10 protein-coding genes and 1 tRNA gene are annotated in these 17,510 nt (G+C 41.6%); 9 read left to right on the top strand and 2 right to left on the bottom strand.

The window, feature by feature from the left end:
- Positions 1 to 167: 167 nt before the first annotated feature.
- Positions 168 to 2,618, top strand: coding sequence for a TonB-dependent receptor (locus HPC41_RS12955; protein ID WP_172394415.1), 2,451 nt, complete (start codon positions 168 to 170; stop codon positions 2,616 to 2,618).
- Between the two features lie 95 nt (positions 2,619 to 2,713).
- Here HPC41_RS12955 and HPC41_RS12950 read toward each other — a convergent pair whose 3' ends face one another.
- Both HPC41_RS12950 and HPC41_RS12945 read right to left on the bottom strand, forming a co-directional pair.
- The gene (locus HPC41_RS12950) at positions 2,714 to 4,903 is read right to left on the bottom strand and encodes a glutamine synthetase III family protein (protein WP_172394414.1); all 2,190 of its coding nucleotides are present in this window, start codon (positions 4,901 to 4,903) and stop codon (positions 2,714 to 2,716) included.
- A gap of 171 nt (positions 4,904 to 5,074) precedes the next feature.
- Positions 5,075 to 7,903 carry a S9 family peptidase gene (locus HPC41_RS12945; protein ID WP_172394413.1) on the bottom strand — a complete coding sequence of 943 codons (2,829 nt, stop codon included), beginning with the start codon at positions 7,901 to 7,903 and terminating at the stop codon, positions 5,075 to 5,077.
- A gap of 93 nt (positions 7,904 to 7,996) precedes the next feature.
- Here HPC41_RS12945 and HPC41_RS12940 point away from each other — a divergent pair, with 93 nt between their 5' ends.
- The 8 genes from HPC41_RS12940 (at position 7,997) to HPC41_RS12905 (ending at position 17,409) form a co-directional block, all read left to right on the top strand.
- Positions 7,997 to 8,731: an SIMPL domain-containing protein gene (locus HPC41_RS12940; RefSeq protein WP_172394412.1), complete on the top strand. Its 735-nt coding sequence runs from the start codon at positions 7,997 to 7,999 to the stop codon at positions 8,729 to 8,731.
- 114 nt (positions 8,732 to 8,845) lie between these two features.
- Positions 8,846 to 8,925 (top strand) — tRNA-Leu (locus HPC41_RS12935).
- A gap of 571 nt (positions 8,926 to 9,496) precedes the next feature.
- Complete coding sequence (locus HPC41_RS12930; RefSeq protein WP_172394411.1) at positions 9,497 to 10,810, top strand: PDZ domain-containing protein; 1,314 nt, start codon at positions 9,497 to 9,499, stop codon at positions 10,808 to 10,810.
- 457 nt (positions 10,811 to 11,267) lie between these two features.
- Entirely contained in the window at positions 11,268 to 12,659 is a 1,392-nt protein-coding gene (locus tag HPC41_RS12925; RefSeq protein ID WP_172394410.1) for an RtcB family protein, read from the top strand.
- 5 nt (positions 12,660 to 12,664) lie between these two features.
- Complete coding sequence (prfH, locus tag HPC41_RS12920; RefSeq protein ID WP_172394409.1) at positions 12,665 to 13,285, top strand: peptide chain release factor H; 621 nt, start codon at positions 12,665 to 12,667, stop codon at positions 13,283 to 13,285.
- A 418-nt stretch (positions 13,286 to 13,703) separates the two neighbouring features.
- Positions 13,704 to 14,582, top strand: coding sequence for a methylisocitrate lyase (gene prpB, locus HPC41_RS12915; RefSeq protein ID WP_172394408.1), 879 nt, complete (start codon positions 13,704 to 13,706; stop codon positions 14,580 to 14,582).
- A gap of 77 nt (positions 14,583 to 14,659) precedes the next feature.
- Complete coding sequence (gene prpC, locus HPC41_RS12910) at positions 14,660 to 15,811, top strand: bifunctional 2-methylcitrate synthase/citrate synthase (protein ID WP_172394407.1); 1,152 nt, start codon at positions 14,660 to 14,662, stop codon at positions 15,809 to 15,811.
- 146 nt (positions 15,812 to 15,957) lie between these two features.
- Positions 15,958 to 17,409 (top strand): bifunctional 2-methylcitrate dehydratase/aconitate hydratase, encoded by a 1,452-nt coding sequence (locus HPC41_RS12905; protein WP_172394406.1) that lies wholly within the window; start codon positions 15,958 to 15,960, stop codon positions 17,407 to 17,409.
- Positions 17,410 to 17,510 lie beyond the last annotated feature (101 nt).

Raw genomic sequence — 17,510 nt, 5'->3', positions numbered from 1 at the left:
GTGGTCGAGAAAACCTGAAAAGCAATTTACCGAGCTTATTTAGCCATCCGCCGACGGTTTTAGGGTATCCGTCTATTTCCACTAGTCAAGGTGTAATGAATACACGATGTTTGTTGTCATCTAAATAAACAATGACTATCCAGTTGATGGAATAAAGAAATTATGTTATGAAGCTAAATAAAAATAATCTGCTGCTATTCGCTATCATTATCATGCTATTTTCCTTTTTTGGAACTGTTTCTGCACAATCGAATGGCGGGAAGTTAAAGGCGGTTGTGGTTGGCCGAGATGGTGGGCCGCTTGCTGCGGCGAGTATTTCACTGCTCCGTAATCCCGGTGGTATCCCGCTGAAAGGAACCGTGTCTAAGGAGAATGGAGGAGTTGAATTTTTGGGGGTGCCCGAAGGTAAATATACGATGCAGGTTTCGGCAGTGGGGTATACGCCTTACAGTTCCAGTGAAATAACCCTAAAGAAGGGTGATATATTGTCTTTGGATACCATTCGATTAGAGGCCGTATCGAAAGTGCTGGGCGAGGCTCAGGTTGTTGGTAGGAAACCTTTAATTGAAAGTCAAATTGATAAAATTGTGCTGAATGTGGAAAACAGTATCTTGGCGACGGGGAATAATGCATTGGAACTCCTGCAAAAAGTTCCAGGGGTTACTTTGGATAATAAAAAAATTAATCTCCGCGGAAAAAGTAACGTAATTATTATGATTGATGGTAAGCCTACTTATCTTTCGGCCGATGAAGTTAGCCGATTGCTGGAAAATACGGCTTCAAATTCAATTGCTTCGATTGAGGTACTGACCAATCCACCGGCGAAATACGATGCCGCCGGTAATGCAGGTATTATCAATATCAAAACCAAAAAAAATACGCAATTTGGCAGCAATGTTAGTCTAAATCTGAATCTGGGACAGGGAAAATATACGAAAGGTGACGGCGGTTTCTTAGTCAATCATCGAAATAATTGGGCGAATATTTTCGCGTCCTATAATTATAATAACAGTTTAGGATTTAATGATTTAACGATCGATCGCTCTGTCAATGATTCAACCGGGACCACTTATTTCAATTCAGATTCTTACTCCAAATTTCGTTACCGTGCGCATAATTTTAAATTCGCTGCTGATTTTAACCTCGGCGAACAGCAGGTATTGGGTTTTGTTGTCAATGGTAATGTCAGCAGTGGCAATTCAACACGACAAGGGGATAATCTGGTTGCTTCACAAAAAGGAAAATTGGACTCTGTGGTACAGGGGAGCAACTTTTCGGATTTCGGCTATCACTACCTGGCTTATAACCTCAATTACAAACAGACATTCGATACCTTGGGGACTGAGCTAACAGCCAATGCAGATTATTCGTATTCCAAAAATCACGATAACAGCACGGTGAAAAATCGTTTCCTGGATCCAAATTGGGTGGAATTTAAGATGCCAAAGGTTTTCCGAAACGATATGTTATCCAACACCAAAATTTTAGTTTTCAAAACCGATTTTGTCCATCCCTTTGATAAAACGACAAAACTCGAAGCGGGTTTAAAATACAGCCGCGTAAAAACAGATAATAATCTGGTTTATGAGGATCAAAACACAGCGGGGGAATTTGTCCGAAATGATGATCAGAGTAATCAGTTTTTATACAACGAAAACATTGCGGCGGCATATATTACCTTGAATAAGTCTTTTGGGAAGTTTTCTGTGCAAACGGGTCTCCGTGTTGAAAATACAAGTTCATTGGGTAATTCAGTCACCTTAGAACAGCAGACAAAACGTAATTATACGGATTTCTTTCCAACGGTATTTATACAGCAACAGATCAACGATAATCATAAGCTTGGTCTAAGTTATAGCCGAAGGATAGACCGGCCGGATTATGGTGCATTGAATCCCTTTATCTACTACCTGGATCAATATACCTATCAATACGGTAATCCTTATTTGAACCCTCAATATACCAACTCCTATGAATTGAATTACACCTTTAAAGAGCGTTATTTGTTGAGCCTTGGCTATAAGAGGACGAACGATGCGATCACGCAGGTAATTGAGAGCAATTCAGAAACTAAGGCCATTGCGCAGACAGATCGAAACCTGACCTATTTCGACTATTATAATATGAATATCAATATACCGGTTAAAGTACTTAAATGGTGGACTACTTCCAACAACTTGACTGCGTTCTACAGCAAATATAATTTTGACGAGCGTTCGGGTGCTCAGCGGCAACTGGAAAAGCTATCTTTTCAGGTGAGCTCCAATCATGATATTCGTATTGGAGAGACAACCAATTTGGAACTGACCGCCAATTATTTCTCTCCGGCTGTCTATGGTGTGTTTGGTTTTCAGTCTTACTATGGAGTCGATCTTGGAGCAGGGAAAACCTTTTTCGACAAAAAGCTGAATGTCAAGTTGGCTGTCAACGATATTTTGAATACCAGAGGTCAGCGTCGGTTGTCCAGTGTTCAGGAAAACGGATATTATCGCATTCGCAATGGGTATGATAGTAGAGTAATCCGGCTTTCACTTTCTTACCGTTTTGGAAACATCAATATTAAATCCGTGGATAAGCGGGCCGGAAATAATGATGAGGATAACCGTTTGAAAAAATAGCGGCCGGTAGGGTTTTGTTCAAACCAACTGTCGGTATATAAAACAAGAAGAGCATTCCGGCTGGAATGCTCTTCTTGTTTTTGTATGAAGCGATATTAGCTTAAGAATAAGATCTCTCTCAATTTTGGAAGAGGCCATTTTTTATCGTCAACGATTTTTTCCAATTTGTTGACATGGTAACGGATCACGTCAAAATATGGTTTTACTAATTCGTCATAAGCGATTGACCGTTCACGTACATCGTCGATCTGGTTTGCTTTTTTACGTTCTTGACGCATGGCTTCAGCTTGTTCCAGAATGGTGTTTACGTGTGTTGAGATACGCTCCACGAAATTCAGCTGTGAACTAAATGCTGCTTGAGCAAGCCCTAGGTCTTTAAGACCTTTTACATTTTCGATTAGTTCATTTTGGTAAGTGAAACATGCAGGTGCGATTTGGTTATTAACCATTTCTTCAATAACGCGGGCCTCAATTTGAAGTTTCTTGTAGAAGTTTTCTAACAAGATTTCATGGCGAGCTTCTGATTCACGTTTTGTATAGATACCTAATGACTCAAATAATGCCAATGACTCTTCTTTTACATAGACATCTAGTGCTTTAGGCGTAGATTTGATATTTGAAAGACCACGTGCAGCTGCTTCTTTTTCCCACTCTTCGCTGTATCCATTTCCTTCAAAACGGATAGCTTTTGAGTCTTTAATGTATTTACGCACAACATTTAAGATCGCAAGGTCTTTTTTCGTACCTTTTTTGATCTGTTTGTCTACCTCAGCTTTGAATTCGATTAATTGTGCAGCAACGATGGCATTTAATACCGTCATTGGTAGGGCAGAGTTTGCTGAGGAACCTACAGCGCGGAACTCAAACTTGTTACCAGTAAATGCGAAAGGTGAGGTACGGTTACGGTCCGTGTTATCCAGCTTTAATTCTGGAACTTTAGGGATGCCGTGCCACAAGTTAGCTTCAGCTTTTACTTTTTTCGCTACACGAGCTGATTCTACTTCTTCCAACAATTCATCTAATTGAGAACCCAAGAAGATCGAAATAATTGCTGGCGGAGCTTCATTTGCACCTAAACGGTGGTCGTTGCTGGCACTTGCAATAGACGCACGCATTAAATCTGCATTTTCAAATACGGCTTTGATAGTATTGACAAAAAATGTCAGGAACATCAAGTTATTTTTAGGCGTTTTGCCCGGAGATAATAGGTTGATACCCGTATTCGTAATCAAAGACCAGTTGTTGTGTTTTCCGGAACCGTTTACACCAGAATATGGTTTTTCATGTAACAATACTTTGAAGTTGTGTCTCAAAGCAACTTGCTCCATCACGTTCATCAACAATTGATTGTGGTCAATTGCCAAGTTGATCTCTTCGTACATTGGTGCACATTCAAATTGTGATGGTGCTACCTCATTGTGACGCGTCTTTAATGGAATACCTAGTTTTAATGCTTCGTTTTCTAGATCAACCATATAAGCTAATACACGCTCTGGAATCGCACCAAAGTAATGGTCTTCCAATTGTTGGCCTTTAGCAGACATGTGGCCAAATAACGTACGGCCAGTTAATTGAAGGTCAGGGCGTGCATTGTATAAAGATAGGTCCACTAAAAAATATTCTTGCTCGATACCAAGAGAAGCGTTTACTTTTGTGATTGATTTGTCAAAATATTGTGCTACGTCAGTTGCAGCTTTATCAACTGCATTGATTGCTTTTAGTAAAGGAGCTTTATAATCTAATGATTCACCAGTATAAGAAACAAATACTGTGGGGATACAAAGTGTTTTACCAGCACCGGTTTCGTAGATAAATGCTGGTGAAGATGGGTCCCATGCTGTATATCCTCTAGCTTCGAATGTGTTACGGATACCACCATTTGGAAAGGATGAAGCGTCTGGTTCTTGTTGAACTAAAGCATCCGCCGTGAATTTTTCGATTGCTTCGCCATTTTCATCAGGTTCAAAAAATGCATCGTGTTTTTCAGCTGTCGAACCAGTCAAAGGTTGAAACCAGTGCGTGTAGTGGGAAACGCCATGATTAAGGGCCCAAGTTTTCATTGCTTGCGAAATGTGCTCAGCTAAATCTCTAGAAATAATCTGTCCCTCTTCAATGGATGCAACTAACTCCTTGTATGAGTTTTTAGGAAGGTAGTCTTTCATTTTGTTTACGGAAAAAACGTTCTTTCCGTAGATGTCAGTTGCTTTTTTAGTTTCAACTTTTTCAAATTGTGCAATCTGGCGTGAGCCCGCTGCCTCTACTGCTTTGAATCTTAGGTTCGACATTTGTATTTTATAATTAAATTACAGTTTTGTTGATTTTGTTTTTCAAAAATATTGTGTTTTTACTGAAAACTGAAATTTTTTTTTATTTTTTTTGCAAAATATGCATTTGTGACTGGTTTTTGGTTAAAAAAAATAGATCGATTCAAGCAAATCGATCTATTTGGTGTGTTTTTAGTTATAATCCAGTCCCCAGTCTATTCCTTTTAAGGTGGCAGGCACTCCTTTCTTCATCCAATTTGGCGCAGGAGCTCCTTTCAAGTAGTGATCGAAGAATTGCTGTTCGCGGATCTGTATGTCTTTTCTGTTTTGTCGTTGAATTAAATTATGTTCATCGCCATTATAGTTCAACATCCAGACCGGCTTGTTTAGCCGGCGCAATGCGGTAAACATTTCGATGCCTTGGTACCAGGGCACAGCTCCATCGTTGTCGTTGGCCATAATAACAACAGGTGTGTTTACCTTATCTAAATGGAATAGTGGCGAATTCTCTAGGTACAGTTCGGGTGCTTCCCATAGTGTTTTGCCGATACGACTCTGTGTATGCTCATATTGGAATTGACGCGACATGCCCGACTGCCATCGTATTCCCCCGTAGGCGGATGTCATGTTGACAACCGGAGCTCCGGTCCATGCTGCAGCGTACATATTGGTACGCGTAATCAGGTGTGCGACCTGATAGCCCCCCCAACTTTGTCCCTGAATGCCCATTTTGGTACTATCCACCCAAGAGTTTTGCGCTAAATAACGCATGCCGGAATTGATATACTCTTCTGCTGACTTTCCTGGATGTCCAGTTTCGTAACTGATATTGGGTGCGAATACCAAATACTCGTTGCTCACAAAGTACGGGATATTCAGCCGCGAAGGAGTGGGGGCGGGAGGTTGATAGGTGTATAGACCATCTGAAAGCTTCTCATAGAAATAAGCAATGACCGGATATTTCTTTGCCGGATCAAAATTCTCCGGTTTGTACAGAATACCTTCCGCCTGATGGCCTGCCGGTGTGGTCCAATGGACGAGTTCGGCAGTGCCCCAATTATAGTTTGCCTGCTGTCTGTTAATATCTGATAGCTGCAATTCGTTTTTAAATTTAATACTATTCATATACACATTAGCTGAACTGACATAATCTTCTTTTGTGTAAAGAATGGTTTGTTGGTCAGCGGAGGCATTTATATTTTTAAATGTCTTTGGTTCAACAAAGAGCCTTTTGGGGTCGTTGTGCTGACCTTTAAATTGATAAAAACCAGATTCCTTTGTTTTGTTATCAAATGATGTCAGGAAACCTCCTTTTTTATAATCCAATGTCAATGGCTGATCACGGTCCTCTTCACGTCGCAAAGGTAGATATCGTAATGTTGTTTGGGCGGCCGCGCCATAACCGTTGGTGAGGATGGATTTATTGGATCCATCCAGATTAAAATACCAGATATCATAACGCGAGTTGACATAGATACCTTTGTAATCTGGACTCCAGGCCGCCATGCCATAGCCTTGGGCAGGCGTAGGCATATCGTTCTCTTCATCCGAAAAAGAGGCTGGGATACCTTCATTTAATACGGTCTTTCTCTTCGAACTGATCTGGTACGAATTCCAGCTCCCTTTCTCTTCATCAAAATAAACGATATATTTCGCATCTGGACTTAAGGTTACATTTCCCGAGAAGTTGGAGAGAATGAGTTCTCTTTGACCGGTTCTCGTCGAAACGAGGTAGACATCCTCCTTTGTTCCACCTTTCCACTGACTTTCGATGCGTTTGCCAAAATCCGTACGTGCCAAAATGTATTCGGCATTTCCATCAGGCGTAAGCGCTGTGGAATTGAAGGTTTCATCTGTTAGCGGAATGATCGTACGATTATTTTTTGGATAGGTGACCGCTAAAAAGTTTTTGGAAAGATCTTTTTTCAAGTTAACCAATTGCATAGGCTGTAAGTAGTCATCTTGCCAGCCCCATATATCGACTTTGGCGTGTTCAAAATCGACCAATGTGGTATCTTTGACACGTGAGATCGGGGCGATGCCGAAGAAAAGTTTTTCGCCATTTTTGCTGAATCGGATATTCCCATCTCCGCTAACAGCCCAATTTTTAGGAATGCCTGTGCTATTTTTGGTCGCTAAGTACTGTGCAGTATCTATGCCGTTGGTATAATAATAAAGGTTGTAATTTTTAACCATCGCTTTTTCCTTGGAAAGATCTCCCAAATAAGCCAATTGATTACCTGTCTCATCAAAACGGAAGTTTTTGTACTCACCTTTGCCCGTTGATATTTTCTTCAGATTTTTAGTAGCTATGTCATACAGATAAACACCAGACTCTTTAGATAAGCTGTCTTTCGCATCCGTTTTCTTTGAAAAGACAAGTTTCGTTCCGTTTTTGTTCCATTCATATTGATCGACTAAGGAGAATTGGACCGAATCTCCCGAATTGAGATCATATAAAGCTAATGTCGCAACTGTCTTCTTCTTTTTATCCGTTGTATTTTTTTTGTTTTGCGTAGAATCTGCTGGGCTTTTGGACGAATTTGTTTTTTCGTTTGCTTCTTTGTCAAAAAGGAAGGAAACAAAATTGCTATTTTGTTCTGCCACCTTGAAGGACTTGACCTGTGCAAATTTAACGAGCGAAGAAGTTGTTAAATTATAAATAGCCAAAGAGTCTTTGGGGAAATCCTCTGTTTTTTTCTTTTTGATTTTTGCCTCGCGTGTTACGGCAAAGGGTGCTTTTATTAAACTGATTAAGTGGCTTTCTGAGTCCGTCAATTTACCGTTATATCCCCTTGGTATCTGAATCAATTCTTTGTTTTCTTTTGTTTTTAGGAAGAGTTGATTATCGCCCTCTTGTGGCGAAACTTGATAGAGTACGAATTTACCGGATTTACTGATATAGGGAGATGATATACTTTGCCAGCTATCGTATACCGTATGATCCAATGGTTTCTTTTGTGCGTGGACAGCGAGGGTCGCAAGAAAACAGAATGGGATACAGATATTTTTCTTATTCATGTTTGAATCTTTTTGTCGCAATTTATCTATAAAAAATAAAAAAACGTCGATTTTTTAGTATATTCATTGTTACGTAAATATAAAAAACTGGTTATGAAATCATCATCTATTATTGTTTCTATCATAGTAGGCGTAGTTGTGCTCCTTACTGCGTGGATATTGGGCAATGCTTACCGGTATAAATTTAAATCCACACAGACGATTACTGTAAATGGCAATGCTAAGAAGGACTTTGAATCGGATTTGGTAAAATGGAACGCCACATTTAGCAGAAAGAACTTCGAATTAAGTGCTGCTTCGGCCCAATTAGCAACAGATCGTGATCTGGTACGCGATTTTTTAGTTCAGCAAGGGATTAAGGTGGACGAAATTCGTTTTGAAGCTGTAAATATCGCCAAAGACTTTGAATACCATACCGATGGGAAAGGCAATGGGTATAATACATTTTCAGGCTATACATTGTCACAGACGGTAAGTGTGGAATCCAAGGATCTGAATAAGGTAGACAATGCTTCAAGGGAGATATCGACATTGATCTCGAAAGGAATAGAGTTGAGTTCGAGCACCCCCAATTATTATTACTCAAAATTAGAGGACCTAAAATTGGAACTTATTTCCCAGGCTTCGAAGAATGCACACCAACGTGCTGATAATATCGCTAAAGAATCGAATGCAGGGTTAGGTAGTCTAGTAAAAGCTGATCTGGGGATTTTTCAGATAACAGGTCAGAATGACAATGAGGAATATTCTTCCGGAGGTGCTTTTAATACAACTTCACGAAAGAAAACAGCTAATATAACGGTCAGGGCGAGTTTTTTGAGTAATTAAGGGAAAATTATTTGACTGTATTTCAGTGTAATATTGGTTTTGACGAGAAATTTGTTCAAAAAGTTTTCTCTTTGTCAATAAAAAACCTACTTTTGCATCATCCCAAACGGATATGCCCGGATGGCGGAATTGGTAGACGCGCTGGTCTCAAACACCAGTGGGAAACCGTGCCGGTTCGACTCCGGCTCCGGGTACAAAAGCCCTCTTTACATCACGTAGAGAGGGCTTTTTGCAAGTAGAATCTTTTCTAATTATTATGCCGTAAGATGCTTGTCGAATAGAACCTAGCTATAAAGCCAATGACCTCGAAATATTTGAAGATGATAGACGTAATATCTAGTTTGACTCACAGATGAATGCATCTATATGATTGGAAAATCATCTTAAACGTTAAAGGAAAATAGGGCTTTTTCTTTGTATTCCTTTGCTGTTTCTCTGCTTATTTGTTGCTATTTTCTCGATGTCTCTTTGCTTGTTTATTACCATTTCTTTGCCTTTTCTAGATACCTTCTTCGTACTTTCCTTGGGTCAGGCTCGGTGTTTGTTTGCAATTCTTTACTACTTCTTTGGAATAATGGCAATAAAATAAACCTCAAACGGTAGAGAAACAGCAAAGCAAGTAGTATGTTGTTGCAAGCGAAGTGATGATAAGGCTCGAATAGATGTTAATAAAGTTGATAAAAAGATATATACTGCTTTTTTTGTGTAAACCTTTTTTATTATGAGATTTCTTGTTTAAATTGGAAATACCAAATATAAACTTGGATGAAAGCAGTATTTTTATCTTTAGCATTATTCTGTTCCGTTTTTGCGTGGGGACAGGATCGTTTTGTTCTGAAAGAAAAAAAGAAGGCTAAAATTCCCTTTTTATTTGTCCATAACCTCGCTATTATCCCTGTACAGGTCAACGGCTATGCTATGAACTTCTTGTTGGACACCGGAGTCAAGGAGACCATGATATTTGGGGAGACACTTAAATCTATAGATAGCGCTGTCTTTGTTAATAAATTTCAAGGCTTGGGGAAGGACGAAGGACTGGATGGTTATCTGTCTGTAAATAACAAAGTTAACATTGCTGGTGTCTATGAAGATACAGATCAGCCCATCTATATCCTTAAAAATGCACATATTGATATTTCTACCCGTATAGGCGTTGAAATAAATGGTATCATGGGAAGCCGTTTTTTTAACGATCATGTCGTTGAAATGGATTTTTTGAAACATCGGGTTACGCTTTATCAGAAAGGAGAATATCCTAAGGGACTTGCTAAAATGCAGCGTATACCGCTGGATATTTTAAATAACAGACCCTATATTTCGATCGCTTTTAATCAGGATTCCGCAGACATCGAAGGTCGTGTATTGATTGACATGGGCAATAGCGACGCGCTGATGCTTATCCCTAGCAAATTAAACGATTTTGCCATCAAACCACCTTTTATTGACGATTATATTGGACAGGGCTTCAATGGTGAAATTTACGGAAAAAGAAATCGAATCAAATCGTTGGAACTTGGTCCCTTTACCATGAACTATCCACTAGTGGCTTATCCTGAATTGAGTTCGACCCAGCATGCGACTTTTGTCAATGAACGAATCGGCTCTGTTGGAAACGAACTTCTGCGTCGATTTAAAGTAATCTTCGATTATCCCAATAACGCTGTTTATCTTGTTAAAAACAGGAACTTTGATAAATTCTATTATTTGAATATGAGTGGCCTGGAAATCATTCATGACGGCATTAAATATGAAAAGGAGGAGGTGCCTATTTACCTAAAAAAAGACGGCGGAACCGAAGTTCGCATGGACAATCGGATACAATACCGATTTGTGTTGAAAAATTTGTACAAAATCGCAACCGTCCGGGCAGATTCTCCTGCGGCAATCGTAGGTTTAAAGCCGGATGATAAAGTGTTAAAGATCAATGGTCGATCAGCGTCTTCCTATACCTTGGAAGCGATCCATACACTTTTCAAATCAGAGGAAGGCAAAGAGATCCGCTTTAAGGTAGAAAGAGCTGGACAGGAACTCGATTATACCTTCTTTCTAAAAGATCCGCTGCCTTTTAATTCAAAATAAAGTTTCTTCGAAATTTGGAAAATTGAATTTAACTTACTTACCTTTGCCACTGATATTAATTTTTAAACAATTTAAAAGACGAAGAACTATGTTGGTCGATAAGATAAAAACAAAAGACGCTTTAACGGCAAATGGATTTGCTGGAAGCATTCTTCGTGCTTTTCTTCACTTATAACGTATTCGTTACGACATGAAAAAAGCCCGAAGATCATTCGGGTTTTTTATTTCTTTCTATTTTCTATTTAGCCGGGCTATGCCGGGTCTGTTTTTTATCGGTCGATTTTTTTGTTGACCCATATAGGTTAACCGACCTGTTTTTGTATGTCATTTTGTTCATGCTATAAAATGTGATGAGCCACTGTCGGTAGACTGTTTATTCAAGAAAAGAAAACCCGGATATTTTAAAATGCTTATCCCTGAGCTGGATAAGTTAGCATATTAAATTATTTTAAAAAATATGGGAAGTAAATTATCGGGGAAAGACCTTATTAAAATCGGTTTTCCACAACATCATATTATACAAGTAGCCTTAGGGCTAATAACACGCTACCGAAAAGGAGAAAAGAAGGAAAATATCCTTTTGGAAGTAAAAACGGTGCTCGAGGCACCTGAAAAATTTAGGACGGATGCAATTTGGGCTAAGCTTGCCGAAGGTTTAATTCAGCCGGTTGAAGCCCGTATGCGGCAGCTCAACAAGCAGATGGCTCCCTTCACCATATTTGGTGAAAATGAAATTGATGAACAGGCCAAAAAGCAATTGTATGAAGCGTTGAAGTTACCCATAGCATATCGGGGAGCATTGATGCCAGACGCACATATGGGCTATGGCCTGCCGATCGGCGGAGTGCTGGCAACAGATAATGCCGTGATACCTTACGGGGTGGGTGTGGATATCGGCTGCAGGATGAGCCTGTCTATCTTTGATCTACCGACAAGTTATTTCAAAGGAAGAGAATTCCAGTTGCGAAATATACTGAAAGAAAATACCCAATTCGGTATGTACGATACGCATCGCGACAAACAGGATCATGCGATTTTTAGCCGGTCAGAATTTAAAGATATTCCACTGTTGAAATCATTGTTGGATAAAGCGTATAAACAGCTCGGGACTTCAGGTGGTGGTAATCACTTTGTCGAATTTGGTGTGGTGGAGCTGCACACCGTTCACCGAGACTGGGGAATTACGCCCGGGGCATATCTGGCGATTTTGTCACATAGTGGGTCCCGTGGGTTGGGGGCTAATATTGCCAAACAGTATACGCATTTAGCCACAAAACAATGCCCTTTGCCACGTCAGGTACAGCATTTGGCCTGGTTAGATCTAGATAGCCAAGAAGGGCAGGAGTATTGGCTGGCGATGAATTTAGCCGGCGACTATGCTCGGGCCTGTCATGAGGATATTCACAGGCGTCTGGCAAAGGCTTTAGGAGAACGACCCGTTTTGACTATCGACAACCACCATAACTTTGCCTGGAAGGAAACTGTCGATGCAAGAGAATGTATTGTTCACCGCAAAGGGGCGACACCCGCCGGACAGGGGGTGCTGGGGATTATCCCGGGCTCCATGACCGCACCCGGATTTATTGTCGAGGGGCGGGGAAATCCATTGAGCCTGCAATCGGCATCGCATGGAGCCGGACGCATGATGTCAAGGGCAGCCTGCAAAAGTAGCTTCACCAAAAGTGCTATGCTTAAGGAATTAGAGAAACATGATGTGGAACTGATCGGGGGGGCATTGGATGAAGCTCCACATGCTTACAAGGATATTCATCGTGTGATGAGCTTACAGCAGGAGTTGGTTAATGTACTTGGAACATTTCGTCCCAAGATTGTTCGGATGGATAAATAGGGGATATGGAAAAGTATATTTTATTGACTTCGGGACGAGGGCCGAGGGAATGTAATCTTGCCGTAAAACTTGTGTTGGAAAGGATGCGGTCAGAGGCGATGCAATATGGCCTAAAGATGGAAATGGTGGAACTCGAAGAGATCGATGGACTTCCCTGTTCATTGGTCTTAAAAGTGACAGGGGAGATAAATATCGTATTTATTGATCGCTGGATAGGCACAATTTGCTGGATCTGTCCAAGTCCCTTTCGGCCTGGCTACAGACGTAAAAATTGGTTTGTGGAAGTCAAGAACTGGTCTCCAGTACAAGCTGTCGCGAAAATGAACTTGAAGGATGTGCAATTTGAGGCGATGCGCAGCAGTGGCGCAGGTGGACAGCATGTAAACAAGGTGAGTTCAGCAGTTCGCGCGACTCACCTCCCGACAGGGCTGATGGTACAAGTAATGGATACCCGTTCCCAATTGCAAAATAAAGAAATTGCTGTTTTGCGTTTGGAAGAACGATTGCTGGAGCTGGAACGGTTGCAGAAAAATGCAGGGAAAAATCAGTCCTGGAAAAATCAGATTGATGTCCGGCGAGGGGATTCGAAACGTATTTTCTCCGGACCGAAATTTAACGAGCAATGACCGGATTATGACGCCGTTGGGCGTTGAACGTGATTTTTTTTGTCACCTTTAAGCTGTCTGTACCATGCCCTGTGCTATTAATGACGTGAACAGCATCGTTGTTAAACGATGCTGATCCTATGAGTCCGGCTAAACACCGGACTCATATTGTTTATGGCGGTAGCTATCGACCTGTTTTTAAAGAGAGAGAGCTGCGCGAAAGATTATGAATGCTTTCGGATGAAACCGTATTTTCTTCTGCTAAAGACTTGAAAGGTAGAAAATAATTTGTTGAAATACCATGATAATTAGTATCTTTAGGATGGACGATCGAATTAACTGTTGTTCAAACTAAATAAACTTAAATATTGCTCATCGCGTCCCTAATAGGGTTTTATCTTGCCGGACTAATGAGCTATGGATTTCAAATTGCAATGATATGATAGATTCTCCAGGCTTCCTTTTTCGGGAAGCAATCAAGCATGAAACCCCCTTACAAGTCGTTGGAACCATCAATGCGAATCACGCGCTTTTGGCTGAGCAAGCTGGCTTCAAAGCCATCTACCTCTCTGGGGGCGGTGTTGCTGCGGGATCACTTGGTATTCCTGATCTGGGTATTACAACACTTCAGGATGTATTAATTGATGTAGATCGCATTACAAATGTATGCAAGCTCCCTTTGCTGGTCGATATTGACACGGGGTTTGGTCCTTCAGCTTTTAATGTCGCAAGGACAATAAAGAGTCTGATTAAAGCCGGAGCTGCAGCAGTACATATGGAAGATCAAGTGGGGGCCAAACGTTGTGGTCATCGCCCGGGAAAGGAGCTGGTTTCAAAAGAAGAAATGGTAGACCGGCTGAAAGCAGCTGTCGATGCGCGGACAGATCATCATTTTGTCATTGGTGCGCGTACCGATGCTTTGGCTTCTGAGGGCTTGGAAAAGGCCTTGGAACGGGCCTTGGCTTATAAAGATGCTGGTGCGGATTTTATCTTTGCCGAAGCTGTGCACAACCTGGACCAGTATATGCAGTTCAGTAGGATAACTGGGCTCCCAATACTTGCTAACATTACCGAATTCGGGCAAACGCCATTGTTTAATCTCGACGAACTTCGTCATGCGGATGTGTCCATCGTGCTTTATCCGTTGTCTGCATTCCGCGCGGCGAATAAGGCGGCGACCGATGTGTATAACTATATTCGAAAGGATGGTGGTCAAGCAGCCGTAGTAGATCGCATGCAGACGCGTGAAGAATTGTATCGGAGCATCGATTACTATACGTACGAAGATCGCTTGGATCAATTGTTCAATACCAAATGACTAAGACCCCGGGCCGATTGAATGCGCACATTTAATATTTAAAAGACACACTTACTATAAATGTATAATCTATTCCGATGAAAGAGACAAACGATACGGGTTTTAAACCGAAAAAAAGCGTCGCCCTTTCCGGTGTACCTGCCGGGAATACAGCTTTGAGTACAGTTGGAAAAAGTGGTAATGACCTCCATTATAGGGGTTACGATATCTTAGATTTGGCACATCAGGCCACTTTTGAAGAAGTCGCTTATCTGTTGATTTATGGGAGTCTTCCTACACAGGCGCAGTTAACGACCTATCAAAATCAGTTAGTGAATCAGCGGGGTCTGCCGATTACGGTACAACAGGTACTAAAGCAGTTGCCCGCTACTGCACATGCCATGGATGTATTGCGTACCTATGTTTCATTTTTTGGAAGTGTGAATCCTGAAAAGGATAACCATGCTTTGGCAGGTGCTAGGGACATTGCCAATCGTTTAATGGCATCCATGGCTTCGGCTTTGCTTTATTGGTACCACTTTAGTCAAAATGGACGTGAAATTCAGGTGGAAACCAATGATGCAACCCTTGGGGGGCACTTTTTACATTTGCTACATGGCAAAGTACCTTCTAAATCGTGGGTGAAGGCGATGCAGATTTCACTTAACTTGTATGCTGAACATGAATTTAATGCCTCTACCTTTACCGCACGGGTAATTGCGGGGACGGGATCCGATATGTACTCCTGTATTGCCGGCGCAATTGGGGCTTTACGGGGGCCAAAACATGGCGGGGCAAATGAAGTTGCTTTTGAGATCCAGAGCCGCTATGCTGATGCGGATGAAGCCGAAGTTGATATTCGGAAAAGACTGGAAAATAAAGAGGTTATTATTGGTTTTGGACATCCTGTCTATACCATTTCAGATCCAAGAAATCAGGTGATCAAGCAGGTCGCTAAGGAATTATCCGAGGAGGCCGGTGATATGACATCGTACCTGATTGCCGAACGACTGGAGAAAGTGATGTGGGAAGAAAAACGAATGTTCCCTAATTTGGATTGGTATTCAGCCGTTTCCTATCACCTGATGGGGATTCCAACTGAAATGTTTACTCCATTGTTTGTGCTTTCACGTATTACAGGGTGGTCTGCCCATGTGTTCGAGCAACGACAAGATGGGAAAATCATCCGACCAAGTGCAAATTATATCGGTCCTGACGACAGGCCTTTTGTACCGATCTCAGAACGATAAATTGGTATAGATAACACAGTGAATAAAAATTGGAGAAACTGCCTAGAACCCTGATGAACGTGCATCGTGATGTTCCTTAGTTCGATGGGCACGGGCAGTTTCTGAAGTAAATAAATTGAAAAAACGATAGCTTTTATAAGAAAAAAATGAGTTCAACGATATCAAATGAGCGACCACAGCCCGATCAGGTCCTGGAGGCCATAGTGGATTATGTGTTAAATTACAAGATTGAAAGTAAAGTTGCATGGAATACAGCATTCTACTGTTTTTTGGATACCATAGGATGTGGGCTAGAGGCACTGACTTATCCGGCCTGTACCAAATTACTTGGGCCAGTTGTGTCAGGTACGATTGTTCCTAACGGAGCTAAAGTGCCGGGAACAAGTTATCAGTTGGATCCCATACAAGCTGCATTTAATATTGGTACTATTGTCCGCTGGCTGGATTTTAACGACACCTGGTTAGCGGCAGAGTGGGGGCATCCATCGGACAATCTCGGCGGTATTTTAGCTACAGCGGACTGGTTGAGCAGAACACAGATCGCTAAAGGCGAAAAACCCCTGAAGGCCAAGCAGGTGCTTGAAGCAATGATTATGGCCCATGAAATTCAGGGCGTATTGGCGCTTGAAAATTCTTTCAATAAAGTGGGGTTGGATCATGTCATTTTAGTGAAGGTTGCTTCTACGGCTGTTGTTGGTAAGCTTTTGGGGCTCAGTAGAGAAGAATTGCTCAATGCCGTATCACTGGCCTTTGTCGACGGGCAGGCCCTACGTACCTATCGTCATGCGCCCAATACAGGAAGCCGTAAATCATGGGCTGCCGGAGACGCCACTTCGCGTGCCGTACGCCTTGCTTTAATCGCCAAAACTGGTGAAATGGGATATCCCTCTGTGTTAACAGCACCTGTATGGGGCTTCTATGATGTCTCATTCAAGGGCAATCCGTTTAAATTTCAACGTGATTACGGCTCTTATGTGATGGAAAATATCCTGTTCAAAATCTCTTTTCCTGCTGAATTTCATGCACAGACAGCTGCCGAAGCAGCGATGCAGCTTCATCAGCAGCTAAAGGAATTTGGGAAAAGTAGTGCGGATATTGCGCGTGTTACCATTCGCACGCATGAGGCAGCTATCCGCATCATCGACAAGAAGGGTCCTTTACATAATCCAGCCGATCGTGATCACTGCATTCAATATATGGTTGCGGTACCCTTAATTTGGGGGCGTTTGACGGCAGAGGATTATGAAAACCATATTGCGAAAGACCCCCGTATTGATGCCTTGCGTGATAAAATTTCCTGTGTAGAAGATCCTCAATTTACAATGGATTACCATGATCCACAGAAAAGGGCGATCTCAAATGCCCTGACGGTCGTTTTGAAAGATGGGACAGTTTTGCCGGAGCTAGTTGTGGAATATCCTATTGGACATCCCCGACGTCGGGAAGAAGGAATTCCTAAACTTATCGAAAAGTATAAAACAAATCTAGCTCGTGTTTTTTCTGAAAAACAGCAAAAACAATTGCTGGAAGTGACCTTAGATTACGATACCTTCATTGACTTAGGTGTCTCTGAACTGATGGACCTTCTGGCCCGATAAGGACAAGAGCTATTGACCAGTGTAAGTATTACTACTGGTCAATGGCTTTTTAGCGCTTGTTATTTAATAGAAGAGCTTCAGCCTCAGACAGACATCTTGCT

Origin of the sequence: Sphingobacterium prati (genome assembly GCF_013167215.1) — a bacterium.
Taxonomy (GTDB): Bacteria; Bacteroidota; Bacteroidia; order Sphingobacteriales; family Sphingobacteriaceae; genus Sphingobacterium; species Sphingobacterium prati.
Note: the sequence above shows the minus strand (reverse complement) of the source record. Positions and strands in the feature narration are given on the sequence as shown.

Coding starts and splice junctions, on each gene's coding strand:
- HPC41_RS12955 (WP_172394415.1), top strand. CDS start 168: ATGAAGCTAAATAAAAATAATCTGCTGCTATTCGCTATCATTATCATG.
- HPC41_RS12950 (WP_172394414.1), bottom strand. CDS start 4,903: ATGTCGAACCTAAGATTCAAAGCAGTAGAGGCAGCGGGCTCACGCCAG.
- HPC41_RS12945 (WP_172394413.1), bottom strand. CDS start 7,903: ATGAATAAGAAAAATATCTGTATCCCATTCTGTTTTCTTGCGACCCTC.
- HPC41_RS12940 (WP_172394412.1), top strand. CDS start 7,997: ATGAAATCATCATCTATTATTGTTTCTATCATAGTAGGCGTAGTTGTG.
- HPC41_RS12930 (WP_172394411.1), top strand. CDS start 9,497: ATGAAAGCAGTATTTTTATCTTTAGCATTATTCTGTTCCGTTTTTGCG.
- HPC41_RS12925 (WP_172394410.1), top strand. CDS start 11,268: ATGGGAAGTAAATTATCGGGGAAAGACCTTATTAAAATCGGTTTTCCA.
- prfH (WP_172394409.1), top strand. CDS start 12,665: ATGGAAAAGTATATTTTATTGACTTCGGGACGAGGGCCGAGGGAATGT.
- prpB (WP_172394408.1), top strand. CDS start 13,704: ATGATAGATTCTCCAGGCTTCCTTTTTCGGGAAGCAATCAAGCATGAA.
- prpC (WP_172394407.1), top strand. CDS start 14,660: ATGAAAGAGACAAACGATACGGGTTTTAAACCGAAAAAAAGCGTCGCC.
- HPC41_RS12905 (WP_172394406.1), top strand. CDS start 15,958: ATGAGTTCAACGATATCAAATGAGCGACCACAGCCCGATCAGGTCCTG.